The 25,777-nt window shown below is 40.6% G+C and carries 22 protein-coding genes; 10 read left to right on the top strand and 12 right to left on the bottom strand.

Translation table 11 applies throughout. From position 1 onward, the window contains the following. Positions 1–6 precede the first annotated feature (6 nt). From BMX95_RS24040 to BMX95_RS24030, 3 genes are read right to left on the bottom strand one after another with little or no spacing between them, the layout of a single operon-like run. Entirely contained in the window at positions 7–1,110 is a 1,104-nt protein-coding gene (locus BMX95_RS24040; RefSeq protein WP_081197312.1) for a glycoside hydrolase family 88/105 protein, read from the bottom strand. 5 nt (positions 1,111–1,115) lie between these two features. After that, positions 1,116–2,627: a family 43 glycosylhydrolase gene (locus BMX95_RS24035; protein WP_081197274.1), complete on the bottom strand. Its 1,512-nt coding sequence runs from the start codon at positions 2,625–2,627 to the stop codon at positions 1,116–1,118. A 12-nt stretch (positions 2,628–2,639) separates the two neighbouring features. Then, on the bottom strand, positions 2,640–4,220 hold the full coding sequence (locus BMX95_RS24030; RefSeq protein ID WP_081197275.1) for a family 43 glycosylhydrolase: 1,581 nt from the start codon (positions 4,218–4,220) through the stop codon (positions 2,640–2,642). Positions 4,221–4,267: 47 nt separating this feature from the next. Here BMX95_RS24030 and BMX95_RS24025 point away from each other — a divergent pair, with 47 nt between their 5' ends. The 6 genes from BMX95_RS24025 (at position 4,268) to BMX95_RS34610 (ending at position 10,855) form a co-directional block, all read left to right on the top strand. Next, a complete protein-coding gene (locus BMX95_RS24025; RefSeq protein WP_081197276.1) occupies positions 4,268–7,450 on the top strand; it encodes a ligand-binding sensor domain-containing protein in 3,183 nt (1,060 codons plus the stop codon). Position 7,451: 1 nt separating this feature from the next. Further along, positions 7,452–8,216 carry a response regulator transcription factor gene (locus BMX95_RS24020; protein WP_081197277.1) on the top strand — a complete coding sequence of 255 codons (765 nt, stop codon included), beginning with the start codon at positions 7,452–7,454 and terminating at the stop codon, positions 8,214–8,216. A gap of 139 nt (positions 8,217–8,355) precedes the next feature. Then, a complete protein-coding gene (locus tag BMX95_RS24015) occupies positions 8,356–8,718 on the top strand; it encodes a helix-turn-helix domain-containing protein (protein WP_081197278.1) in 363 nt (120 codons plus the stop codon). A gap of 617 nt (positions 8,719–9,335) precedes the next feature. Then, a complete protein-coding gene (locus tag BMX95_RS24010; protein ID WP_165758790.1) occupies positions 9,336–9,683 on the top strand; it encodes a helix-turn-helix domain-containing protein in 348 nt (115 codons plus the stop codon). Between the two features lie 208 nt (positions 9,684–9,891). Next, positions 9,892–10,422: a MauE/DoxX family redox-associated membrane protein gene (locus BMX95_RS24005; RefSeq protein ID WP_081197280.1), complete on the top strand. Its 531-nt coding sequence runs from the start codon at positions 9,892–9,894 to the stop codon at positions 10,420–10,422. A 181-nt stretch (positions 10,423–10,603) separates the two neighbouring features. After that, positions 10,604–10,855, top strand: a complete 252-nt coding sequence (locus BMX95_RS34610; RefSeq protein WP_133053823.1) for a hypothetical protein — start codon at positions 10,604–10,606, stop codon at positions 10,853–10,855. Positions 10,856–10,956: 101 nt separating this feature from the next. Here the strand turns inward: BMX95_RS34610 and BMX95_RS24000 are convergent, their stop codons facing one another. From BMX95_RS24000 to BMX95_RS23965, 8 genes are all read right to left on the bottom strand, one after another. Next, a complete protein-coding gene (locus BMX95_RS24000) occupies positions 10,957–12,138 on the bottom strand; it encodes a redoxin domain-containing protein (protein ID WP_081197281.1) in 1,182 nt (393 codons plus the stop codon). A gap of 27 nt (positions 12,139–12,165) precedes the next feature. Next, on the bottom strand, positions 12,166–13,584 hold the full coding sequence (locus tag BMX95_RS23995) for a RagB/SusD family nutrient uptake outer membrane protein (protein WP_081197282.1): 1,419 nt from the start codon (positions 13,582–13,584) through the stop codon (positions 12,166–12,168). Between the two features lie 10 nt (positions 13,585–13,594). After that, positions 13,595–16,894 carry a SusC/RagA family TonB-linked outer membrane protein gene (locus tag BMX95_RS23990; protein WP_165758791.1) on the bottom strand — a complete coding sequence of 1,100 codons (3,300 nt, stop codon included), beginning with the start codon at positions 16,892–16,894 and terminating at the stop codon, positions 13,595–13,597. A 448-nt stretch (positions 16,895–17,342) separates the two neighbouring features. Continuing rightward, a complete protein-coding gene (locus BMX95_RS23985) occupies positions 17,343–18,536 on the bottom strand; it encodes a FecR family protein (RefSeq protein WP_081197284.1) in 1,194 nt (397 codons plus the stop codon). A 147-nt stretch (positions 18,537–18,683) separates the two neighbouring features. Continuing rightward, positions 18,684–19,289, bottom strand: a complete 606-nt coding sequence (locus BMX95_RS23980; RefSeq protein ID WP_165758792.1) for an RNA polymerase sigma factor — start codon at positions 19,287–19,289, stop codon at positions 18,684–18,686. Between the two features lie 205 nt (positions 19,290–19,494). Then, complete coding sequence (locus BMX95_RS23975; RefSeq protein WP_177193716.1) at positions 19,495–20,073, bottom strand: hypothetical protein; 579 nt, start codon at positions 20,071–20,073, stop codon at positions 19,495–19,497. A gap of 363 nt (positions 20,074–20,436) precedes the next feature. After that, positions 20,437–21,633 carry an alkaline phosphatase family protein gene (locus BMX95_RS23970; RefSeq protein ID WP_081197287.1) on the bottom strand — a complete coding sequence of 399 codons (1,197 nt, stop codon included), beginning with the start codon at positions 21,631–21,633 and terminating at the stop codon, positions 20,437–20,439. A gap of 11 nt (positions 21,634–21,644) precedes the next feature. Continuing rightward, positions 21,645–22,016: a hypothetical protein gene (locus BMX95_RS23965; protein WP_133053825.1), complete on the bottom strand. Its 372-nt coding sequence runs from the start codon at positions 22,014–22,016 to the stop codon at positions 21,645–21,647. 1,015 nt (positions 22,017–23,031) lie between these two features. Between BMX95_RS23965 and BMX95_RS23960 the strand changes: the two genes are divergently transcribed. Next, positions 23,032–23,463, top strand: coding sequence for a hypothetical protein (locus tag BMX95_RS23960; RefSeq protein ID WP_081197289.1), 432 nt, complete (start codon positions 23,032–23,034; stop codon positions 23,461–23,463). Between the two features lie 183 nt (positions 23,464–23,646). Here the strand turns inward: BMX95_RS23960 and BMX95_RS23955 are convergent, their stop codons facing one another. Next, positions 23,647–23,907, bottom strand: a complete 261-nt coding sequence (locus tag BMX95_RS23955; RefSeq protein WP_081197290.1) for a hypothetical protein — start codon at positions 23,905–23,907, stop codon at positions 23,647–23,649. 482 nt (positions 23,908–24,389) lie between these two features. Here BMX95_RS23955 and BMX95_RS23950 point away from each other — a divergent pair, with 482 nt between their 5' ends. The 3 genes from BMX95_RS23950 to BMX95_RS23935 form a co-directional block, all read left to right on the top strand. Beyond that, a complete protein-coding gene (locus tag BMX95_RS23950) occupies positions 24,390–24,965 on the top strand; it encodes an FG-GAP-like repeat-containing protein (protein ID WP_262493523.1) in 576 nt (191 codons plus the stop codon). A gap of 3 nt (positions 24,966–24,968) precedes the next feature. Then, a complete protein-coding gene (locus BMX95_RS35880; RefSeq protein ID WP_081197292.1) occupies positions 24,969–25,355 on the top strand; it encodes an FG-GAP repeat domain-containing protein in 387 nt (128 codons plus the stop codon). A 159-nt stretch (positions 25,356–25,514) separates the two neighbouring features. Beyond that, on the top strand, positions 25,515–25,777 hold a 263-nt coding region (locus BMX95_RS23935; protein WP_090519593.1), incomplete at its 3' end, for an ISAon1 family transposase N-terminal region protein.

Below are 25,777 nucleotides of genomic sequence, written 5' to 3'. Positions count from 1 at the left end.
TTGATTTTACTTTTCAAGAAGTGCCGCTACACACCACAGATAGGGCGCCTGTCCGTGATAATCGCCTTTGCTGCGCGGGCGGTCATAATAATATTGCTTATCGTTCTTTTTATTGGTGCCTACACATACTTCAGATACTGCGCCTTTTTCATCGATGTACGGAACCATCGCCAGCCACGCCTTCCGGGCTACAGGTGCATACTCTTTTGCATCGAGCCATTTTTTCTTTACACCGGTAATCATAGCGTAGGTAAACATGGCCGATCCGGAGGTTTCTACCCAGCAGTCTTTCTCATCAATCAACTGGTTCCACATGCCACCCGGAGATTGAAAGTCTTTTAAACTCTTCATCATCGTTTGGTAGCCCTGCATAATCCGTGCGCGGTATTGATTGTTTTCAGGCAAATTGCGCAACAGTTCTGTCATGCCCGCCGCCATCCAGCCATTGCCCCGTCCCCAATAAAACGGCACATCAGGTGCATGGTAAAAAAGCCCGTTCGGCCGTTGCAACTCCTCTAAATATAACACCATTTCTTTAGCCGCCCGGTCAATATATTTTACATCACCGGTTACTTTAAATGCCTGGGTTTGTACAATAGTGATCATATACATGTCATCTATCCACAGCCGTGTTTCCCAGGAGTACCCTTTGCTGGCCCATTCCTTTTGTTCCGGGTTGCTGTTTTCAGGAACCTCCCATTGCGTGTCTGCATAAGGCATTCCCAGTTCCAGGTACTTTTTGTCCTTTGTAATCTGGTACAGTCCCAGCGGCAGGCTGCCAAACATATTCAGGTCCACATGGTTTTTAATAGGCAGCAAGGCTGATTCCGTTGAGAACAATGGCTGGAATTTTAACTCCAAAGAATCAAGTAGTTTTTTATCGCTGGTCAGTGAAGCATACTTAAGCGATCCATTCCAATAAAATGTTTCGGGATAGCTGATCCATTTGCCTGCATGCAAGGCATGTTTGGCATTTATAAAACGGTAGGCGATCAATTTACCTACCTCCTGCGGCGTTGATCCTTTGGGAAATTTAGTAAGGCTGCTTTCCTGGGCAAGCATTAATTGAAAGGGAAGCAACAACAACATGGTAAATATCTTCTTATACATGCGCATTAATTTTTAAACCGGAAGGCCGATACTTCTGCCAACCCGGGTTGTTTTTGGGTGTCATAACCCGATACGGGAACCAGTTTAAAATACCGGCATTGCATCCGTTGCGGCAAAGCCACGTACTGTTTTAACAGATCGATATTATTGAGCGTAAACATCCCCACACTATCCCAGCTGGTGTTATCATTACTGGTTTGGATTGTCAGTTCCTTTATTTTACGGTCACCCGATTTTTGCGAAATGATAAAGCCATCCACTTTAGCCGTTGCACCCATATCTACAGCAATCCAATGATCGGGATAGTTGGTCGGATTGGTTGAATACCGGGTGATCCAGTAGGTAGTGAGTGTATCATCGATCAACCGGATGGCAAGCCGGCTGTTGTTATTCTCTTCAGAACTAAATCCGGCAATTGACCAGTTGGTTTTAGGATAGATCAACCGCACCGTTTCTCCGGCCGGGCGTTTCAACGGTTGGTTGATGGATACCGGTTCACCGAAATTGGGCGTTCCATCTGTATTCCAGGTAAATTTCTGAATGCGTGGGTTCCGGCTGTTGCCATCTCCCCCATTGGGCAAACTGCGTGCATGATAAATGATCCAGTCTTCGTTGCCATTGGGCGATTTAAAGAACCCGTTGTGCCCCGTGCCGTAAGCACTGCTTGCTGCTTTCATGGAAAAAACCGGTGTGGTGTTTTTCGTCCAGTCAGCTGCATTCATGGGGTCGCCGTTTTCTTTTAGCGACAGCATACCCAAACAGTATCCATCTACCCAATAGCCACTGCCCGAGTAAACAACAAATACCCGGCCCTGCGGATTGATCAGCACTTGCGGTCCTTCGTTGATGGGGTTTCCTTTTTTCTCCCAATCATAGGTTGGGGTGGAGATCATTACCTTTTCACTGGATATTGTCCAGGGGTTACTCATTTTGGCAATGTAAATACTCTGTGGCGGGGCGCCGGCATTTCCTCCAGACCATAACATATACAGCTGACCGTTGTGATTCAGAATGGTGCCGTCTATAGCCCATTGGTTGGTAACATCGGCTACTTTCCCTTTAAACTCCCAGGTACCTTCTACGGGTGTAGGCGAAGTATTTTCCACTACGTACATGCGGTGGTTGGCATTTGATCCATCATCGGCCGCAAAATAAAAATACCATTTACCGTTTATCTCATGTAGTTCGGGTGCCCATACATTTTTTGAATACGCTGTACCAGCAAGTGGTGTCCACACTTCATACCGGCGTGCAGAAGCCAGCTCCGACATATTTTTTGTTTCCAGGATCACCAATTTGCTGCCCTGCGTATAGGTATAATAGTAGGTGCCGTTTTTTTGTACCACCCAGGGATCGGGACCACTGGTTAAAACAGGATTTGTAAAGGTGCTGTCAACGATCAGTCCGGACAGATCATCCCCCGGTCCATCGGGAGCACCGGGAAACCCTATTCTATGGCAGGCGTTCAACAAAAAAACACCACCCAGCAAAAATGCATTAATGATTAACTGTTTCATATATTGGTTTGATTAGTTGCGCTTCTGAACTATATTCTCCCCTGATGAACTTCCCTCATTAACCAGTACAAAGTTTTTGAAAAACGCCGCTTTCTCCAGCGGGCCTTTTGACACCAACCCTATCCGAACGGCCCTGTCCCACGGTGGCAGGTAAGAGATATCGGCGGCGGTATTATTCAGCACATTAAACTGTGCACCATCGGCACTGTACATAAAGGTGACCTGTGTATTATTTTTTACCTGCGCTTTGAGGCTGATATTTGAAGGTTGTTTAATTTTTTCTTCAGCAAGTACCTGTGTTTCTCCCTTCCTTACCTGTACCAATCGGATAGTATTGCTGTCGACTATTGCAGATAAAATATTCTTATCATCCCCTATCAGGGCAAGACCGGCCTGCGAGGTGGTGTTTTTTTGTACCGTAACTTCAGCCGTATAATCGCTGGCGATCACAGACTGGCCAATATAAGCGCCGGCAATGGAAGGAAGTGCCTGTAGTTGTAATGTGTTGTTGGCGATCTTGTATTGCACCTGTTGAAAAATGCTCCAATGCCAGTTGCCGGTGAGGGTTTGATTGGAAAAATCATCCTCATTTTTTTCAGTAGCTTTTACTTTACCATAATTACTTCCATTTAGGAACCGCACCCAACCATCGGCTGTAAACTCGAACTCATTCAGCAGTCCCTGTCTTCCGCCGTATGCACCGGAATTGGTACTGTAAGCATGGTATAGAAAATAATACCTGCCATTCTTTTTCACCGGAGTGCCATGGCCCGGACATTTCCACTCGGCATTGGCCGACAACACCGGGTTCCCCGGATATTTTTCCCAGGGGCCCAACAGGCTTTTAGCTCTTGCAATACCGGTTCCATAAGTGCATGATTTACCACAGCAGGCAGCTGCAGCATAAAAGGCAAAAAAATAATCGTTCTGTTTTATTATCGAAACCCCTTCCACCAGGCCTCTTTCCCAGGGCACATCGCCACGGAAAAGTTCCTTCTTCTCTCCTACCAGGGCCGTTCTGTCTTCCTTTATTTCTGCCGCCCAAATGGGGGTAGGTTTGCCAATACTATTCCCATCCTCTTTCCAGATCAGGTATAACTTTCCATGCTCATCCCGCATAGGAAAAGCATCTATAGAACCATCATCCTGGCACATAAGCGGGCCAAGGTCAGTATAAGGACCTTCGGGTTTATCGGCTACGGCAACTGCCACACAAAGATTTCCTCCCTTTTTGTGCCCAGTATAATACAGGTATACCTTACCATTTTCGTAGGTGATTTCGGGCGCCCACAGGTAATAGTCGGCCCAGGTGGGCATTTTTGTAAACACATGACCAGCTCCTTTCCAGTTTACAAGATCAGTAGAGTGGTATAAGGGAAAAGCGGGAAACCAGTTGGAGGTAGTACCAACCCCCCAGTATTCATTACCGATTTTAACAACTGACGGGTCGGGATGATCACCAGGCAAAACCAATTGCTGGGAATAACTATTGAAAATAAACAGGCATGATAGCAATGACAAAAACAATCGCATGATCGAAATAAATAAACCCCGTCCAAATTCTTTGTTCAACCTTTTGTCGAATTGTACCAAACCGGCAATTTATAACCACCATTTTTTATATATTTGAACGAGGGAATATGCGCTTGCTGTACAACTTCATTACGTCGATACTATCATTGCTGTTGGCCGTATCCTCATCCTTTGGTCAATATTACTTTAAACATTACCAGGTGGATGACGGGCTGGCTCACAATGCCGTCACTTCTATCATACAAGACAATAAGGGACTTATCTGGATTGGTACACGCGATGGGATCAATCGCTTCGACGGCTATACCTTCAAAACCTGTGAATACAAAAAGAATAAGTTTGGCAGGATAGGCAATAACGTAATAAATGCCATTGCAGAAGATAAGAACGGAATGATCTGGGCCGGAACCGGTAAAGGCCTTTTTAAATACGATCCGGGTAAAGAACTCTTTTTTGAATTGGAAGCAGCTCCCAAAGAATATACCAGCAATCTTATTATAGATAAAAATAACGACCTGTGGTGCCTTGTTAATTTCACCCTGTGCAAATACACGGCCGCCGAAAACAAGTTCGAAGACTTAAAAACAACAGCCTCCTATATTGCCCTGGATGCTGACATGAATTTGTGGATGGGCGATAATGATGGAAACATCAGTATATATGATCCGAAAAAAACAACAGCCACCAGGATCAGGATTGTTGACAAAAACCTCCCGGATAATGCCCGCTCTGTAAGCAAAATATACCCCATCAACAGGAACGAACTTTTGATAGGCTGTTTTAAACAGGGATTAAAAAGATACAACACACAAACCGGTACCGTTACAACTGTGCCCCTGCGTACAGACAATAGCGACATTTATATTCGGGACATTGCCATTGACAATGACGGGTTATACTGGATCGCTACGGAATCGGGGATCTATATTTATGACCCCGTACTCCAGGTAAGCAGGAACCTGGTAAAACAGCCCGGATCGCCTTATGCGATCAATGACAATGCTGTTTACACGCTTTGCCGGGATAACCGCGGCGGCATGTGGGCCGGCACTTATTTTGGTGGAGTAAACTATTGTTCCAAAGACAACGCCAGATTTGAAAAGTTCTATCCCATACCAGGTATCAACTCCATATCGGGTGAGGCCGTGCGGGAAATATCTGCAGACAACGATAATAATTTATGGATTGGAACCGAAGATGCTGGCATCAATAAACTGGATTTAAAAACCGGTGCCTTTACAAAATACCGGGCAACGGAAAAAAAAGACTCCATTCCTTATCCTAATATCCATGGCTTACTGGCATGGGACAACCAGTTATTTATTGGTCCGTTCTTTCAGGGCATGGAAGTAATGGATATCCGCACAGGCGCCATTACAGACCGGTTTAAATTTGTAGGCAGTAAAAACGACCTGTTAAGTGATTTTGTAATTTCCATTTACCGAACAAGAGATAACAGTTTGTTGGTAGGAACCGCGTATCATGGCTCCGGTTTATTTGAGTACAACATTCAACATAAAACATTTACCCGCATTCCCCAGATACCCTATAACTCTTATGTGTTTGATATTTTTGAAGATTCCAAGGGGAATATCTGGACAGGAAGCGTAAACCAGGGCGCTTTCTACTATAATCCTAAAACAGGCCAGCATGGCAATTTCCGTTTTGGGGATACCGTGAATGCACAATACACCAATGAATTTGCTGTATATAATATTTTTGAAGACAGCCATCACGCCCTATGGTTCGCCACTACCGGCAGCGGGCTGATAAAATTAAGTGCCGATTGGAAAAGCACCACGCGGTACAATACGGAAAACGGACTGCCCACCAATGTACTGTATGGTATTCTGGAAGATGGGACAGGGCATTTGTGGATCAGTTCTCTCAAAGGCCTTATCCGTTTTAATATCGCCAACGGGGAAGTAAAGGTATATACACAGGCAAACGGACTGATCACCGATCAGTTCAATTATAACTCGGCCTACAAACACACCAATGGGAAGATGTATTTTGGTTCCGTAAAAGGAATGATCGCTTTTGATCCTGCATCTTTCGATCAGAAAGAACCTAGTCCGCCCACGTATATAACCGGTTTTCAACTCAACAATACAGAAGTAATACCCAATGCGGAGAACAGCCCGTTGAATAAATCCATTCTGTACACAGATACGCTGGTGCTTGCATACGATCAGAATAATTTCAGCATTGAATTTGCCGCATTGAATTACTCTGCCCCCGAAGTAACCAGGTATAAATATTTAATGAAAGGGCTCGACAAATCCTGGACCTATCTAAGCACCAACCGCAAAGCTTACTTTACCGATCTCTCGCATGGCAACTATGAATTTATTGTTCAGGCCGAAAGTAATGTCGGAAGCTGGATGGGAAAAGAACGCAAGCTGTTTATCAAAATATTGCCACCCTTTTGGAAAAGCACCACGGCCTATATTTTATATACGCTGTTATTATTTACAGCCATCTATGTAGCCACTCGCTTATACCGGCAATACCTCGATAAAAAGAACCTTCGCAAACTGCAATTGTTCGAACACGAAAAAGAAAAGGAAATCTACCAGGCAAAAATTGAATTCTTCACCAACATTACCCACGAAATACAAACCCCGCTTACATTGATTGCGGGGCCAATAGAATGGTTGAAGAAAAAATTTGGCAAGGACCCTGAAATAAATAAAAGCCTGACGATAGCAGAAAAAAATACCAAACGCCTGGTGGAATTAACCAGCCAGCTGTTGGATTTCAGAAAGACTGAAGCCAGCCAGTTCAGTTTAAACTTTGTAAAAACAGATATTGTAGCAGTGATCACCGACCTGGTAACCGGCTTTAAGGAACAGGCGGCTTCTAAAAATATTCATCTGACTATAGACTTGCCGGCCAGCCATTTTATGGCCTTTGTAGACCGGGAAGCATTTATTAAAATAAGTTCGAACCTGGTATCGAATGCCGTTAAATATGCAGCAACGAGTGCCATTATACGCATCACAACGGTAGAAAGTACAGATGAACATTTTACCATCCGTTTCATCAACGATGGCAAATCTATTCCTGACGAATTCAAAGACCAGATCTTTGAACCATTTGTAAGAGTACGCGGAAATAGTAAACCGGGCACCGGCATTGGCCTGTCGATTGCCAAATCACTCACGGAGCTGCACAATGGATCACTGCAGTTAACCTCAGGCGGAACCGATTCAATTATTTTTGAATTGCGGATGCCTGTACACCAAAAATTTGAATTTCAATTAAGCAGCTGGAAAAAGATCGAGTAATATGACAGACAGTATTCTTATTATTGATGACAACGAAGACATGCTGGAGTTTTTATCAGTAGTTTTAGGCGACACCTACAAACTGCATCTTGCATTGAACGGAGAAATTGCCCAGACCATTTTAGACAGTGAAGTGATCAACCTGATCATTTCTGACATCATGATGCCGGGTATTGACGGGTTTGAATTATGCCGCAAGATCAAATCAAATGTGGAATACTGTCATATTCCTATCATTCTGCTTACCTCCAAAAACACCTATAAAGCGCACATAGAGGGGTTGGAAGTGGGCGCAGATGCTTACATACAAAAACCGTTCTCCTCAGAGTTATTGCAGGTGCAAATTGCCAACCTGTTAAAAAACCGCCGGAAAATAAAAGACCATTTTGCCAGCTCGCCATTTGACGATGTGGGCGTAATGGCGCATTCAAAAACCGATGAAGCCTGGTTAAAAAAACTCGACGACTATATAAGAGCCAATATTAAAGACCCGAACATCGACATAGACACCCTGGCCGAACATATGTTCATGAGCCGGACCTCCTTTTACCGGAAAATAAAATCGCTTTCTTCCTTATCACCAAAAGAACTGATTGATATAACCCGGCTGAAGAAAGCAGCCAGCCTTATTGCCGAAAATGAATTTTCATTATTCGAGATCTCTAAAAAGGTAGGTTATAGTTCACAGAGTCTTTTCAGCCGCAACTTTCAAAAGTATTTCAACATGTCGCCGGGCGAGTATTTTAATTCATTGACCAGGAAGTAAGTATTCTACAGCAAGATTTTTTTAGCTACGCATTTGGGAATACCCGTTCTTAAAGGAGAGGGAATAAAGGTACCAGGATATTTTGGTGTTATCTATAAAATATCTTGTTTGACAGCCTACTCAATTAAACCTTTCCTATATGCGCATAAATGACGGCGATATTCAAATAATTATCCGGGCGGCAGCCATTCTGGAAAAGGAATACAAATACCATTATACGCACCGCGAGCTCGCTTTGAAAGCAGGCACTAATGAATCTAAACTTAGAGTTGGATTTAAGCAGATCTATAAATGTACTATTCATGAATATCTTACAAGGCTCCGCATCACAAAAGTGAAGGAAATGCTTCTCGCCACTGACTGGCCTTTGCAGGCCATCGCAACTTCCTGTGGTTATAAAAATCCCAGCCTGCTGATAAGAAATTTCAAAAAAAGTACCGGTTTGACACCTTTGGAATGGAAAGCAGCCAATAATTCCATAGCAGGCAATTTAAAACGATAATGATCAGCTTATATATTCTATTGATTTTGTAGGGTTTTAAGGAAATACCCCAATAAAAAACCTAAAAAACGGATTAGACAATAGAATAAATGGAAGATACAATTATTAATCTTTACCTTGCAATAGAAGCAATCGTACCCCGTCTGAGTTAAACAATGCATATATTTTCTTTCTGGCCTCTCAGCTTTGTGAATGATATTGACAATACTAACTCCGCTCTACTCAACTGAATGAATTTGCCTTGCTTCTTTGGCTTACTATATCTTAATTGAATGAATGAGCTTGCACTGGTTTTCAATTTTTTTGAGGTCCTGACCTCCTATAATTGAATTAACAGCAGACAGGCAGCACAAGAAAGCTGCACATAAAAAATCTTATCACCATGCAAACACAAACATTTCAAACAAATCTTCTCTTAACGATACTTCTTTTCTATTACTACAGCTCCCGATGTTAATTAGTTATTGATGTTACAAAAAAGACTGGCTTTCCATTAGAACGTAATCGTTTTGAGCTTTCGTTCTTTCAGGAAGCTGGATACTATTTGCATGTCTATACTAAAAGGCAATGCAACGACATACTATTGCTTAACTGGAGAAGTATTAAACCTTATTAACATGAGCAAATCCTCAGAAACAAACTCCCGGAATGTAATACCGGAAGTAAAAAAGGAGCTGGATAAAAATTATGCTGCCGACAGCACCGAAACACTGGCAACAAATTATAACATTAGCCGAAATACATTGCAAGGCGCATTTAAACAGGAGTGCGGTGTGGGTATACGAAAATATAAATTGGATCAGCGAATGGAAGCTGCCCGAAACCTGTTGAATAATGGAATAGGAATTAAGGAGATCGCCTTTACGCTTAAGTATGGAACAATAAGTGCATTCAGTCGCGCATTTAAGAAATACTATCGTGTATCCCCAAAGGAATGGAACAGTGCTGTGCAAAATGTATACTGAAATATTTGGAATGGGGTATTGGGGAGTTGTATCTTGCTTGTAGAAATACAAACAATCCCCCTCGATTATCTGACCGTACACTGTTAAAAACTTCAAGAAAGTGACGATATAGAAACAATAGGTCTTATTGCTTATTCAGAATGGCTTGGTGTTGGCTTTAATCGGCTATTTGGTTTTTTATAGTATATAATTCATCAAATGCATTATTATGGAAGAGACAACTTTAAGCGGAAGATTACCAACTGAAGAACTAACAATTAAAAACAGTAACAAGAAAAATAATCTGTCAGGCTTCTTTCCTGTAAGTAGCAATAAAAACATGGATTCGCTTATTCTCAATACTATTACTATTTTTTTTGCCGGACTCTTTTTCTACCAGGCTATATATAAGTTAGTTGATCTTCAGAATTACGGCAGGTGGCTGTTTTTTTCTCCCTTTATCCACAATCACTGGTCAATATTAAGCGTATTAATACCAATTGTTCAAATTGTTACCACGCTTCTATTATTAATTCCAAGATTTCGAACAGTAATGCTTTACTTCCTTTTTGTTTGTTTTTTGGGATATTTAATTTACCTGGTAACCGGACAACAAAAAGGTTATCTGATCATGCAGCCATATGAAGTATTCTGGTTTCTTCCTAAATGGAATTTAATGATTTTGTTGAATGCATTTTATAGCTTCACTGCATATAAAGCAATCACGATAGATCAAAAATTAAAACTTAGTCTGAGATAGACAAAATAATTCATAGCGCGTGAATCCACTTAGAATATATAAAGTGGAAAGTGACCTCCGCCTTCACTTTAAAAAATTCGTGACGACGAAAGTTTAATGGTGGAAACAACCTGGTTTAACTGGGAAAAGGGGATGCCGAAAACCTTACAGAGTAGGCACAAATTTGACAAACACTCATTTTATGAAAAAAGCAAGATTGATTCTGGTTGCTACAGCTTTGCTGGCAACAGTAGGGGTTTTTGCTAAAGTTTCCAACCATGCTAAGGTTAGAGCAACCACTCCTTTCATTTTTGTTCATGGCGCGTGGACAACAATTGAAAACGCGCTCTCTACAACCGCAACCGGAAGTCAGGCAACCGTATCTGGAAGCGCCGGCAGCGGTATTTTAATTTATAACAGTGGTAGTCTCTCCAGCCCTCTGTATCTTCCTTAATTTATTTTCATTTGGAAGAGTAAAAATTATTAATGGGGGATGTTCCCCCATTAATATTCATAACGCCCGTTAATTAAATCGGCTTCTCATTAACATCACCTTCAATAATTAACGCTGGCTATACCTGCTTTGTTTCCAACTGTCCTATCCAAGTAATAGCACAGTTCGATTCTAGACAAATCCCATGCAATAATTTTTCCATTATCGTCCAACAGAACTACGGTTGTATTAGGCATTGCAGCAAATCCATATTCATGATACACCTTTTCGACAATGCCATTCGCCCCTTTCAAATCAGAAACATTATACCATGGTAAGTCAGCAGATGAAATTTTCCATTTTTTCTCACTCGTATCTGATGAAATGCCAATAATATCTAAGCCTCTGGAATGATATTTTTTATACAAATCCAGAAGTTGCTGTTGGGTATCATCAATTTTATATGAATTATTGGCCCAAAATAAAACTATAACGGCTTTACTTTTTGCTACAATCTCTTTCAATTGAATCGAATTACCTTGAGTTGATTGTAACTTAAAGTCAGGAAACATCTGATTTATTGCTAACGCGGCATCCTCTTTAAGCAGTTTACCGAATTTCGTATTTTTATCATATTCTGTTAACCCTTCGTAAATTTTAGGAAGAATACTCAAATGTTCACTTCTTACATAATCATGTTCCTGCGAAAGCAGACAAGGGAAATTATCAAAATAAGTATAAGGGTCTATTAGCAAAGATTCCCATGCTTTTGTCACTAATTTTTTTGCCTGTATATACCCATCAACGAGATCAGCATTTTTATCATAATCAGTAACAGAATTAATTGCTTTGTCTATCCTTATTTTGCATTGATTGTGAAATTTAAGAGCCGAAAACAGCCTGAAAAAACCATTATTAACCTTACTACCTGTCACCGTAATAAATCCATTGATTCCACCAATTGGCATTTTATCAATACTAGTGTCGCCTTCAATGTTTATTTGATCATCATTGTCTATCACAAGCGCTATAAGTCTGTTTGAATAGGGCCCATCTAAGATATCGATCCAGTGAAAGTGAGGGCCACCAGGTACATTTCCGGTGAAGCTAAACTTCCCATCCGTCACTACACAAGAGTCAACTCTATAAGTATCCCACCCCATTTCGAAACGCCTTATAAGTAATTTAGTGCCATTTGGCAAACCCGCTATATGTCCAGAGACTGTAAACGCAGAAACAAACTGCATGCAGAATATAGTAACAACTATCAACAGGATACTCTTTTTACCACATACTAATTTCATTGTTGTAATTTTTGTTTTTTAAATCAATTAATATCCGGCGTTTTGACCCAAAGCTGGATTGGCTAAAATTTCCGGTAATGGAATTGGATAAAGCCTGGCTGTAGAACTCCACGTTGGTTTTGCAGAAGCAAGGACAGCATCCACCGCTCCTGTTCTTTTCAAATCTAACCAACGATGTCCCCATTCTGCGAATAGCTCAACCTGTCTTTCATGGACAATTGCTTTTAATATTGAATCTTTTTCATTGGGGCCATTGTAAGCGGGAAGACCCGCACGACTGCGAATTTCGTTAACATCAGAAATAGCTCCGCTTAAACCTGTCCCTGCACCATTTGCTCTTGCTTCAGCCCGAATCAGATATTGTTCTGCCAGTCTTAACACCATGTAATATTCATCTGGTTTCACATTGTAATTACCAAACTGTGTTTTATATTTATAAGGATAATAATAGAATGTACCTTGATAATTGGTACTATCCACCCAATTTTTTCTGCGTAAATCACCAGGCTCAAAAGCATTTAATAAACCAGGGGCAATATAATAATTGGGGTTACCTGAACCAGGTGGAAATGGAATAAAATTAAACGCTTCGATAATGGCAAAAGGGAACTGGGTACTGTCTATTTGAAACTGAAGAATTGCTTCCTGGCTACCTTGAAGAAAAACATTATTTAAGTTATCAAGAATGAAATCTGAATTATTGATTACGTTCGTTGCGTAAGACTCAGCATTTGCCCAATCTTTCTTAAATAAATATACTCTGGCAAGTAAGGCCGATACTGCTGCTGAAGTAGCTCGAATTCTTCTTCCTCCATAACTTGAAAAACCAGCAGAAACAAGCCCCTGTGCATCTTTCAGATCGCTTTCTATCTGATTAATGATCGAATTTTGACTTGTGCGATTAAGATTATCTGTAGCATTAAATTGTGTGGTGTTAACCAATGGAATATCACCATAAAGCTGCGTTAGATAAAAGTTCGCAAATGCGCGTAAAAATTTAACCTCTCCTGTCAATTGTTTTTTTGTGTTAACAGGAATTCGATTTGAGGCATTTAACCCCTCCAAAACCGAATTACATTGATATATGCAGAAGTATGCCCCTTTCCAAATGCTGTTTAGAAGATAGTAGTTGTCTGAAGTGAGTTTATTATTCTGAAACTTCAATATATTTTGATCGGTTCCAAAGTATTGCAACTCATCAGCAGATAAACCTACAAAAGTTGTGACAGCTCCATTTCCAAAGCTAAATGTGCTATTCGCGGTGAACGCATTATAAATTGAGGCAACAGACTGTATAGCGGTGCCCTCGGATGAAAACACTTCATTAGTAGTTATCGTAGTAGAAGGTTCCGCAATTTGAACCATTTTCTTACACCCTAAACATAACACTATTAGTAGTAGAATGGATAATGAAGCTTTTATTCTGGTTGAATTTAAATCAATCATAATTTTCGATTTAAAGATTAAGCGAGATGCCTGCGACAATTACTTTCAGAGTAGGTAAAGTACTTGGTGATCTTGTTTCAGGATCTAATCCTTTATACTTTGTAATTGTGAAAAGATTTTGTGCATTTATAAAGAAACCAACGCTTTTAAAGCCGGTGTTCTTAATCATGCCAACTGGAAGGCTATAGGAAAGACTACAGTTAGCTAACCGGATATAAGAAGCATCAGAGTACACTCCGTCAGACCTTGAGTAGTAATTTGCATAACTCTCGTCAATTCCCTGCGCAGAAAATCTGGCTATACCTGAAATATCATCGCTTTTTTTCCAACGACCTAAAAATTCAACAGGCAGATTAGAAAATGCCGCCGAAAATGCTCCCTGGGCATTCGTCAGTGTTAATCCATTGAGTCCGATTTGTTTTATGTAGTTAAAATTGAACCCAAGCTGCCATTGTTTATATTTTAAAGTTGTACCAAAACCACCTGAATATTTTGGGTTTAACTCTAAGGGGTATGCGTCGTTTTCCGGAAGGCTTGCAAAGGGAGTAATTACTCCATCCTGATTTCTGTCATTAAACGTATACAGGCCCGTTTGAGGGTCGACTCCTGTATAATGAAGAATATTTCGTAAATTCAAAGACTTGCCTATAATTAAATCATGCGCGTAAGCAGTTTGCTCAAGATTCGGAAAATCTAATAATTTGTTTCGATTCAGTGCAATATTAAAAAAGAGAGACCACGAAAGATTTTTAGTTTCAAGCACTTTGCCAGAAGTGGTAATTTCTAAGCCAGAATTTTGGACCTTTGCAGGCCAATTTGCTATTACATGATCAAAACCCGTATAAACAGGCAATACTGTGTTTACCAGCTGATTACTGCATCTATTGTCATAATATGCTATTGACAAAGTAATTCGATCTCTAAAAAAACCAAAATCGGATCCTATCTCAAGTTTTCTATTTGCCTGCCATTTAAAATTTGGATTTGCATGTTGGGTTGGAGCCAAGGATGCGTACCCGTTGTATATGGTACTCGAATTATTCCCCCATCTGGTTATATACTGATAATCACCAACAGCGTCGCTTCCAGTTGTGCCGTAACTACCTCTAAGTTTTCCAAAACTCAAAAAACCGATCTTATTCCTGACAAAGTTTTCCTGAGAAAATACCCATCCTAAGCCAACTGAGCCAAAGTTTCCAAATTGATTACCCTCCCCAAATCGGGAAGAGCCATCTCTTCTTCCATTTATATTAATAAAGTATTTATTATCCCAATTGTAACTGATTCTGGAGAACAAGGCAGCATATTTATATTCCCCAAAGTTTTCCGATGCGTATTTGACCGGAGCATTAGAAACACTCTTCAAAAGAGCATCGCTAGTATATCCTGTACCACCAGCATAGTTAGCTTCCGTATTTGAATATTGGTAAGACCCTCCAATTAAGACAGAAAGCCGCCCCCGCCCCATATACAAATTGTAAGCAATTTGCGGTTCAATTATCCACCCTCTATTAAAGTTATTTCCAAATTGAGCCGAACCTGTTTGTGGATAAGATGGGTCCAAAGATGATATTGGTGTCAACTTACTTTGACTATTGGTCGCACTATTGAACCCTGCACTAATTTTGAAATTTAGGCCTTTCAGAATATTATAATTCGCAACAAAATTGCTATTTAAGAAATGGGTTTTTGAGGAATACGGTTGTAATAAAAATGCAAAAGGGAAATAAGGTCTTACAGGCTCCCAGGCAGAATAATTGAGCTTACCACTACTATCATATATAGACGGCGTATTTGGTGCAAGCGCAGCAATATTACTGGGTAAGTTAATCATGTCAGACCGGGTAAAAGAGTAATTCGCTCCAAAAGCAATATGAAAACGAGCACTTGGGCTATGGTTAAAATTAAAGCCGATTGATTCCCTTTGATCTTTACCACTTGCCGTTAGTACGTTTGTAATACCTGTATAATCGAATGACAAACGAAAATTTGTCTGTTGATTCCCCCCTGAAATTGCTGCTTGTGCGCTTGTATTGCTGCCCGTTTTACCCCAAATTTGTTTCTGCCAATCAGTATGTTTTGTTGTATCCCATACTAATAGATCAGGGGCACTTCCAGCATCGGGAATTGTCCCATCGTTCATAAACCCTTCTCTTCGCATTTGCAGATACTGGGGAGTGTTCATGTAATTCCAAAACCTGGCGACTTTGCTTATCCCCTGTGAAAGTCTAATATCTATCGATGTTTTTCCAGCCGCCCCTCGTTTTGTGGTAATTAATATTACGCCATTTGCTCCGCGCGAACCATAGATTGAGGTGGCATCAGCATCTTTCAGCACTTCTATTGATTCAATTTCGTTTGGATTTAAACTGAACAATGGACTTTGACCACCAGCAGGTCCAAGAAGTAATGGATTTTGAATAAATCCAGTTGAACCATTATAATAGTTTGACGCACCGCCAGTTTCGAGAACAGTTAATGGTACTCCATCAATAATGTAAAGCGGTTCACCAGTAAATAGACCACTTATACTATTTCTACCTCTTATTTCAACTTTAAATGGCGCACTGCTAAAACCACTTGTTTGTGATACTGATAACCCGGCGACACGTCCCTGCAAAGCCTGTAATGCATTTGCCACAGGTTGTTGTTGTATTTCTTCGGATGTAACTTTAGAAATATTGCCTGTAGAAAGCCGTTTTGTGGTCGTTCCATAAGCTTGCATAATAACCCTGTCCAATTCATTGCTTGCCTCTTTTAAAATAATAGATAAGGAAACGTTTTCACCGACTTTTATAGTTAGGATTTGATAGCCTATAAAACTTATAATTATTATATCGTCGCTATTAATTGCGGACAAAGTGAAATTCCCATTTGCATCTGTTATTGTTCCTTTGCCTGAACGTTTAACAGTAATATTGGCCCCCTCCAAAGACTCGCCTTTGTCATTTCCTACATGCCCTTTAAGTTCCCCCTGACTTTGCAGTACCATTCTTTGTTGTTCAGCTTTTACCAATTCCCTCCTTTTAACAAAAACCGTATTCTTCACCACTTTATACTCAAATGGCTGCTCTTTAAAGCAAACTTCAAGCACCTGCTCCAACGTGATATTACTCACCGATACCGTTATGGGTTTCGCATTATGAAACAAACCTTCTTCATAAAAGAAATTATACTTCGATTGTTTTTCAATCTCCTTTAACACCTTTTCAAGCGGTGCGTTTTGCACATTGAGCGTTACTGTTTGCGAGTAAATGTTGGCGCTTACCTGTAAGCAGGTAATGAATAATAGAACAGCAGTCAGTTTCATTTTCAGAATAGTAGTTTTATTGCCGCACAACTGTGTTTTGGTTACACCCCAATATTTATGGGATTTGTAATCTCTGCAAATGCAGGATTTACAAAGAGCACTTAAATACATACCTTTGAAATGTTTGGGTTAAGAAATAGCAGTCTCCAGATTGTTTATATTAACCTAATACTCACCGCTTCGGCTCCAACCCGGAGCGGTTTTCTTTTTGGCAAATCCATTTATTGATATCTTACTGGTTTAATATTCTTACGGTTAATCAGGAACATGGTTATACCCGGGCAATAGCCCCTGTTCGTAGTAGTTACTGGTGGGAAAAAGGCATAATGATCAATCAATCACAGGAAGCCATTGATAGCTGCCAATGACCATGGGGATCATCAGCTAAGGTGTTTATGATTTACTAGCTTATGTGTCAGGTTGGGAATGCTCAGGATCGCAAAAGAATTCAGGGCTGAACCACAATCTTTTTTCCGTCAATTTTAAAATGTACCCCTATAAACTCAATACCCGATAGTACTTCTGATGCTCTTAAGTTACGAGATATGGTGCCGGTAAAATGTTTTTCAGGCAATTGACCGTCGTAACTTATATCAACGTCATACCAGCGGGCTATCTGCCTCATAATTGTCCTCACATCGGCATTATTGAAGCTGAAGGTCCCGTTTTTCCAGGCGACCGCTTCCTCAATATCAGCATCCTTATTGACTCGTACATCGGTACCTGTGTTGCCGGTTTCAGACAGTGCCTGCTGTCCCGGATGTAACACGGTCTCAAAAGCCCCATTGGAAACTCGTATCGATCCATCTATCAGGGTAGCTTTAGTATCCCGCTCCTCGTTGTAAGCCATGATATTAAAACGAGTGCCCAGTACCTGAACAGCCATACCGTTTTTTGTCTTTACAACAAACGGCATATGAACGTTTTTGGCCACTTCAAAATAGGCCTCTCCATCAAGTTCAACGAGGCGTTCATTGCCGGTAAATGAAGTAGGAAAATGAAGTGTGGAAGCGGCATTCATCCAAATTTTTGTACCATCGGGGAGCGTTAACTGGTACTGTCCGCCTTTTGGTGTAGATACAGTATTATAATAAACCCCGGTTGCAGCGCCAGCTGTTGTATAAGCCAGTTGCCCATCCGCGGTTTTAACGATGTCTGTTTTTCCTTCTTTGGCAAGGCGGCCATTTGCCGCATCATCCAGGGTAATTTTTCGACCACTTGCCAGTGTAAGTGTAGCCTTGTTGCCTCCAGGGAGAATATCGTTTTGGGTGTGACTAACTTCAGAGATAACCTTGGTCTCCTCAGTTTTTGAATGCCTTCCAATAAACCAATATGCCGTTATTGCAATAACGATGATAATAGCCACTGCATATTTTAAAGAAGAGCTTATGGCTATTACCTGTCCTTTCTTTTGCCATTTTGGAGAGGCTACTACTATATTATGCCACATCCTTTTTTTATCGGCTGAATAAACTGCCTGCACACCCTCGATAAGGCTGTCATGATTGGTTAGTTTTTCAAACCGCACACGGTTTTCTGGTGACTCATTCAGGTAGTATTCTAACTCCTTTGATTCATCCTCACTCAATTCACCTGACAGGTGTTTGAATGCCAGTTCCAGCAATCTATTCAATCCATTCATTCAATGTAATTAAAAGACATGGCAATTCTTATAACGCCATTACCTATAAGACACCGGGGCCGTTTCTTTTGTCTAAAATGCTAACAAAAAAATAATAAGATTTTTTGAACTTGGTTGTCTACGTGGGAATTTTGGCTGAAACGGAACCTATAACTGATTCTCTTTCAACATCAAACTAATTAGAACTGAAATAACAACAGCCGTTTTTGAAAATTGGCCTTCTTTAAAAAGGGCAATACGCAATAACTTTAATCCCCGGGCTTTTTGGTTGCGAACCGTGCTTTCAGAAATGTTTAGTTGTGCAGCAATTTCTTCATAACTGAAGCCAATGAGTGTGAGTTTAAAAACCTTGCGACACTTTTTGGGGAGTTTCTCTATAGATGCATATACCCAGGCTACCAATTCCGCCTGCAACTCCTGGTCTGAGATCTCCTGTTCATTCGCTATTATATACCCCAGTTCTTTATGCTTTGAGGTATGCCGCTCATTGTCTCTTAAGACATTGAGACAGGCATTTCGTGTGATCCTGAACAGGAAAGCCTTCAGGCTCTGAGCGTCCTTAAACCTTTCCCCGGTTTGAAACAGCTTTGTAAAGCTTTCTGAACACACATCTTCAGCTTCCTGGATGTTTGGAAGTAACCTATGAGCAAACGTAAATATGGACGGATACAACTCTTCATAAAGGCGATAATAAGCCCTCTCGCTACCTTCATTAAATAAGGCTACAAGATTATATCCGTGTTGTTGTTTCAAAAAATCGTTTCCGATATAATGAGTTAATTATTATGAATGAAGGATAAAGGCGGGAAATCCGATGGATGTAAGTCTTGAAAAGTTAAGGAGTAAGGTGGTATTTACCAGCCAAATTAATAAATTCATTCCAAATTTGCTATTTCAGGCGCTCATTTTCCGCCTTACAAAGCATACATGGTTAACCCATTAAAAAAAATTACAGATTTTATGATTTAGTAGTGGTTAGTTTTATTAAAAACATAACAAGCATAAAAATCAATACCCCGATTAAATACAGACCTAAAAAGAAACTAACCAGGTAGGTTATATTCTGGCGCAGGGAAAAAAATGAAATAACAAACACAGGGATTTTCCAAAAGGTCAAATACGCCGCAAATATGATTACTATAAAACTTACCAGTTTCGATAACTTGTTATCTTTCTTTTCATCGTAAGCGTATAAGGTCGAAAAAAGGTTAATAACAAGATACACGGTAATCATTATTACTAACGCGAATGATACTATGTTCTTATCTACCAACATGTTATTTGTCATCGTCACGAATTCACTCTTTAAGTGCGCATCAAACATCACTTTGATGGCAAATGCCATGTAATTATACATTTCTGATATAGCCTGAAACAGGTTTCCAGGTCCTTTCAGGGTAAACAGGCTTATTAATAAGACAAATAACAAAACCAGGATAGGTGCAAAACGGAAAAGCACTTTCAATGTTCTGGGTTTACCCGAAAAAGAAAATGGTAATTCTTCTGCGGGAATATCTTTCAATTCCTCCTCGGTCATACCTAGTGGTTTAATGTATGCCCCCATTGGTATCCAGCCTAATTTGTATACTACGCCATTAATATTCCTCTTGAGTAAAGAAAACCAGGGATTTAGGAAGATTGAAAATTCTAATATTCTTACCTTCCAGATCTTGCAGAGCCATACATAAATAAAATTACTAAGGGAAATGGCTAAAAAAATAATTGCGCCTAACAGAAACGCATTATAGTTCAGGAGAAGCATTAGATTAGAAGTCAATTTGTATATATTTCTTTTATAAAGGGTACGACCTATCTAATAACGGTAATATTTGGGTGATTATTTTCGAAAGCTTTCCTTTAAATTAGATTTTTCCAGAGCGAATTGCCTGCTCCATTCCAGTTAGTACAGCCATTTTGCCAGGTCCATATTGTAGTTGAAGTAATCAGGTTTGGGGACCTGCTTCGCATTGTAAACAATCAGGGGTATTGTCGCTTCATGTAGAGAGCCATGTGTTCTATATTCAGCCGGCAGATCTTCCCGCTCAACATCGAGGTTGCCAAAAACAGTATTTTTATCCCCCAACACAACCAGGTCACCAATACGGGCAGGCATGGTGTGAAAATGCGTTGCCGCCTCTGCCCTGTTCAATACTTTTTCTACACCTTGTAACTGTTTAATAAGGCCACGCACTTTTTCTTCATCCTGGGTATTGTTTAAATAAACATAGGAAGTGCCACCAAACCCTCTGTGGTGTTTCAGGTATTTATCTCTTTCGGCAGAGATCGCAATTTTTATGGGAGCGCCCCTTTTTTCCATTGCCTTTTCCAGGTCCCAGCATTGCGTTTTATGATTCATGCCATGATCGGCCGTAAGCAATATGGCTGCATCAGGAGCTGCATCCTGAAGCTGTTGAAATAAAGTATCGAGTGTTTGTAAATGGGCTTTTGACCGTTCGTCTTCCGGCGCCCACCTATGCATGGGATAGTCAGTAGTATGAATATATACACACTGATACCGGGACTCATTTTTCAGCAACCAGATCCCGGCTTTCAGCAACCAGTAATTGATATCAGGACTGTAAATATCAGGGGCAGTACCTAAGCGGTCAACCCATTCCTGCGAAGGGGCTTCTGCAGTTAAGGTCAGATCGGCGCCACTGGATAATAAAGCAATTGTTTTTTTCTTACTCGAAAGCAGTGCCGAAGACAAACCCTGTTTGGCTGCCCTGTTAAAGATGGTTGGCGCTAATACCAGACCGGTAGTTTCCATGTATTCCTCTTGCCCGGTTTGCAGATTAAGGAAAGAATTACCGGTAATACCATGTTCGGCGGGCCAGGTGCCACAGCATATAGAAGCATTGTTGGTATTGGTTACGGAAGGGAATACCGACTGTACGGTTTTATACATGCCTTGTTGTTTCCAGCGTTGCAGGGTGGGCATGGTGCTCCTGGAAATATAATCCAGTCCAAGACCATCGATCATGAGAATGATCACTCTTTGCAGTGGTGTGTAGCTGGAAGAAAGTTCTGGTACACCGGGAATAAACGCTAATGACGCTTTGCTTATATTCTTGATAAAATTCCTTCGATTATACATAAACCAGGTAATTAGGTTCCAAATGTATTAAGAGGAAACGTGCTTCGGTGATGATTTTGTATTAAATAGCTTTCCACATCAGGAAATGCCGCCAGCTTATGGATGGTAGTATCAAAAACATAGTCTGGCCAATTAACCGTGGTACCATTAACTTTATATTCTGTTGCATTAACAACTCCGCCCACTTGCAGTTTATAAGTGGTATCAGGGGCGAAGTTTCCTATACTTACATTACCATTGTTGCCAAGTGTCATTACTCTTCCCCAATTAGGATTTCTACCATATCCCCAGAATGAAAGGCAATTACCGTATATACCTGTCATATTATAAATAGCCCAATCGGTGTTCTGAATTGTATCAGTCTTACCCGGATGTCTTAACATCAGCGTGCCGCCGACATTAGTATTATCATAGCTGGACTGAATGTATACCCTGACACTATGCGCATTTAAGAAATAACGTTATGACACCAGCACCCGGCTGATGGCAATACAATACATTACAGCTCCATAATGGTCAAAACAAGAAGCTATACCATATTGTCAATTAAAAACGTTTACGCATATTTGAAGAATCGGAAAATCGAATCAAATTAGGGCGATAAAAGATGGCACGAAGAAAACCGTGTTGTTAGGAAATTATGACTGCAAACCTTATTTAGCCAGGGAAATAATAATTGCAATTACTGCCAGTAGTAAACTAAGCCACATCCCCCATTCGTTTCGAACAAATCTCTTTCTGTCTCTCAAATAATCCATATGTTGGTTTGTTAAGACTCCAACGTTTGTTCTTAGCTGCGTGCATTTTACAGGTGACCGGAACCCTTTCTGCCCCAAAGCATTTACGATGCTCACCATACACCCGTTGATCCTTCCGGCCTGTATCTGTCACAGTTAGCTGAAAGATTGGGAAAAACGGCGGTTAGGCATATTAAATATCAGGCATTTTTTATTTAATCTGATCAAGTCAAAGTTGCACGCTTACCGGCTAAAACTGCACGAATTTTAGTCAAAAGCGCGCACTTACAAACTCCCATGCAAACATATAGGTAAGATTACTAATTTAGCAGCCGAAAACCAGGTAACCCTAAATGTGCTATCCATGAAAACCGAAGTGATTTATCCGATCTTAACCTTGCACGCCGCTTCCTGTAAGCCAGGACCTGCCCGGCACTTACCCGGTTCCCGGTACCATTTACTGCCAGCGAACAGCGCTCCTGGTCAGCGACCAGGCTGATACCGCCTGACCTGCAGCGATGCTTCCATAATTAGATTATTTACCGTAACAATTATTGCTTTTCGGGTTCACCCACAATTACTATCTGTTGTTGAACGGACCTGGCAATCTATTGCATAAAAAGTTTTTAGTTAAAGAATAATATACAATAAAACCCAAGAAATGAAAACTATCAGAATTGCATCCGCATTGGCATTGGCGGCCTTGATTTTCGCCTGTAACAAAGATGACGATAAACATGAAGAGCCAAAGAAGAAACCTGCCGAGCTTATTGCCGGGCAATGGCATTATGTAAATCAGCGTGTGATCGAACGCATTAATGGGAAGATAGATTCCCTTAATTATAATTATGGCGAAAAAGATTCAGTTACCTATTTTGCCAATGGTACTGCGATTTCAGTGATTCCTTCCCGTAACTATTCTGATACAACCACCTATCGTTTTATTGACGATTCATCATTCGTACAATTTGACGGAGACACCAGTAAGATCCTCTCCATAACAGAACACGAGTTGAAATATTACACCAGATATTCTATTATTACAAACAGGGCTGGTGATTATGGCGAAGATTGGGAGATACTTAACAGATAAACGTGCTATATAGTGCAGGACCAACGGTCCTGTACGCCTTATCCTGTTTACCATTGAGGCGATCGATGCCAGTAACAACAACAGTACTCGCGGTGTTAGCTATCAATGGATGTTTAATCACTAAACTAAAAAGGGCCCCTGACTGCAACGTCGGAGGCCTTTTTAATAATTTACGTTGTTTGATTATTTTTCTTCTTCAACAGAAAGATTCCAGTTACCATTGGCGGTGTTAACGTACAGGTAATAGTTACCCGCATCTTTTGTAATAAACGTTTCAGTGGATTCTGATTCCTGGGTCATCACTTCAGGTATGCCGCCGTCTTTCATTACATCTTCCCCTTCCGAAACTCCATAAAAAGAAAACCACCACATATCTGCATTTTTATAGGTGTATTTTACTTTTTCCTTGCCACCGCTTAAATGAAAGGCGGCAGATTTCTTCATACCGGAACCTTTAAATGACAGCAATTCTGTCCATTTTTTTTCAGCTGGCTTTTCAGTCGCCGCAGCTTCCCTGGTTTCTGTTGCCTGCTCTGCAGCAGCACTGCCTTCACTACAACCAACGAGGGTGCTGGCGCCAAAGGCTAATAAAATACCTGTAATTAATAAGCGTTTTCTTGCGTGTAAATTGAATTTTCATGGTTTAAAAAAGTTTGGAGTTAAGATTAACACTCATTATGTTAGGCGGCCCTCAATATGTAATCAATTACACGATTGAGATTCTGGCCATCTACTCTGCATCTCGCCAGCAAGCAGGCAGCACCCAATGATCATTATACAACAAAAAAGGAACACATAAGAGGTGTCTGATTGCTTTATTCATAATATATTTGGAGCTTAGTTGGATATTACCAACTCAATTTCCTCCTGAAAGCCATTTTTAACTTCCACAGAAAGTAAATCCCTATTTATATTCTCAACCAACAATCAGTTCCTTCTCTCCCACAATGGGACCCATAGGGTCTACCGTTGTTATAAAGGGAATTAATTTTAATCCCATCGCTGCAAATAACATTGTTTATTTTGGGGCTGTAAAGGCAACAATAACATCGGCCACGTCTAATGCACTTTCGGTAGTTGTTCCTAACGGAGCAACATATGAGCCAGTCACTGTCAATACTAACGGGCTTGCAACTCGTTCTGTACCCCCCTTTATAGTTACTTTTCCTGATGGAGGAGATATTACCCCTTATTCATTTGAAGCCAGGATCAATTTGGCGGCGGGAGAAAGCCCTTATGATATTGCATCAGGTGATCTTGATAACGAGGGGAAGCCTGATATAATAGCTGTCAACGGTGGCTATCCTTACTCCATATCAATTTACAGAAATACAAGTACAGGCGGTACCATTTCTTTTGCCACTAAAATCGATTATCCAATCGGCAATGTTCCTTTCAGTGAAGCCATAAGTGATATCGATGGAGATGGAAAACTGGACATCGTGGTAACAAACGAGTATTCTTTTACTGTTTCAGTATTTAGAAACATAAGTACACCTTGAAACATTTCTTTCGCTGTTAGAATAGATCTTCCCGCGCAAAACCCAGACGGAATTGCTATTGGTGATCTCAACAAAGACGGCAAACCAGATTTAGCAGTAACTAACTTTGCGGCAAATAGTGTTTCTATATTTCGCAACATCAGTGTGCCCGGTAGTATTTCATTTGCGGCAAGAACCGATTATCCAACCGGACAATATCCCTCAGGTATTTCCATAGGTGATTTGGATGGGGATACGTGGCAGGACATAATTATTAGTAACGATAATTCCAATTACCTTTCCATATTTAAAAACAATGCGATAGCTGGAAACATTTCTTTGACTTCAATTAATAATCTAATCACCGGAATTGATGCAAAAGATGTGATCCTTACTGACATTGATGGATGAGGGGTTAGAGATATTAATTTCTTCTTATTCAGGCTCCAGAAAATCTATGCGTAAAAACCTAATCCCCCAACTATTTGACTTGATCCAGGATCAGATTGAAAAGTTGGGGGAATTAGGAGAAAGTCGTTGTTTTGCAGCCAATAAAACGGACGAGAAACATTGGAAAAGGATCAGGAAAAAGAATTACTAGGCTATTTTTTACCAGCAGGTACACTTGAGTATTTTGATATAACCCATTTTGTAAAAGATAAAGTAGGATTAGTCTTATTTTTAGAAGAAAAGAACATTGCTCCGGCCGAATATGCAGGCCAAACGCTTCACTCCAAAGGATTTTACCCCGAAGTTCGAGTACAGGATTTTCCGATTCGTGAAAACAAAGTAGAACTGAGTATAAAGCGCCGCCGCTGGGAAGTTCAGTCTAC

Source organism: Niastella yeongjuensis (assembly GCF_900110245.1).
In the GTDB taxonomy this organism is placed as follows: Bacteria; Bacteroidota; Bacteroidia; order Chitinophagales; family Chitinophagaceae; genus Niastella; species Niastella yeongjuensis.
Note: the sequence above shows the minus strand (reverse complement) of the source record. Positions and strands in the feature narration are given on the sequence as shown.

Bases quoted from the DNA above. Each gene is read 5' to 3' on its own strand.
- BMX95_RS24040 (WP_081197312.1), bottom strand. From the start codon at position 1,110: ATGTATAAGAAGATATTTACCATGTTGTTGTTGCTTCCCTTTCAATTA.
- BMX95_RS24035 (WP_081197274.1), bottom strand. From the start codon at position 2,627: ATGAAACAGTTAATCATTAATGCATTTTTGCTGGGTGGTGTTTTTTTG.
- BMX95_RS24025 (WP_081197276.1), top strand. From the start codon at position 4,268: ATGCGCTTGCTGTACAACTTCATTACGTCGATACTATCATTGCTGTTG.
- BMX95_RS24020 (WP_081197277.1), top strand. From the start codon at position 7,452: ATGACAGACAGTATTCTTATTATTGATGACAACGAAGACATGCTGGAG.
- BMX95_RS24015 (WP_081197278.1), top strand. From the start codon at position 8,356: ATGCGCATAAATGACGGCGATATTCAAATAATTATCCGGGCGGCAGCC.
- BMX95_RS24010 (WP_165758790.1), top strand. From the start codon at position 9,336: ATGAGCAAATCCTCAGAAACAAACTCCCGGAATGTAATACCGGAAGTA.
- BMX95_RS24005 (WP_081197280.1), top strand. From the start codon at position 9,892: ATGGAAGAGACAACTTTAAGCGGAAGATTACCAACTGAAGAACTAACA.
- BMX95_RS34610 (WP_133053823.1), top strand. From the start codon at position 10,604: ATGAAAAAAGCAAGATTGATTCTGGTTGCTACAGCTTTGCTGGCAACA.
- BMX95_RS24000 (WP_081197281.1), bottom strand. From the start codon at position 12,138: ATGAAATTAGTATGTGGTAAAAAGAGTATCCTGTTGATAGTTGTTACT.
- BMX95_RS23995 (WP_081197282.1), bottom strand. From the start codon at position 13,584: ATGATTGATTTAAATTCAACCAGAATAAAAGCTTCATTATCCATTCTA.
- BMX95_RS23990 (WP_165758791.1), bottom strand. From the start codon at position 16,894: ATGAAACTGACTGCTGTTCTATTATTCATTACCTGCTTACAGGTAAGC.
- BMX95_RS23985 (WP_081197284.1), bottom strand. From the start codon at position 18,536: ATGAATGGATTGAATAGATTGCTGGAACTGGCATTCAAACACCTGTCA.
- BMX95_RS23975 (WP_177193716.1), bottom strand. From the start codon at position 20,073: ATGACCGAGGAGGAATTGAAAGATATTCCCGCAGAAGAATTACCATTT.
- BMX95_RS23970 (WP_081197287.1), bottom strand. From the start codon at position 21,633: ATGTATAATCGAAGGAATTTTATCAAGAATATAAGCAAAGCGTCATTA.
- BMX95_RS23965 (WP_133053825.1), bottom strand. From the start codon at position 22,016: ATGTTAAGACATCCGGGTAAGACTGATACAATTCAGAACACCGATTGG.
- BMX95_RS23960 (WP_081197289.1), top strand. From the start codon at position 23,032: ATGAAAACTATCAGAATTGCATCCGCATTGGCATTGGCGGCCTTGATT.
- BMX95_RS23955 (WP_081197290.1), bottom strand. From the start codon at position 23,907: ATGAAGAAATCTGCCGCCTTTCATTTAAGCGGTGGCAAGGAAAAAGTA.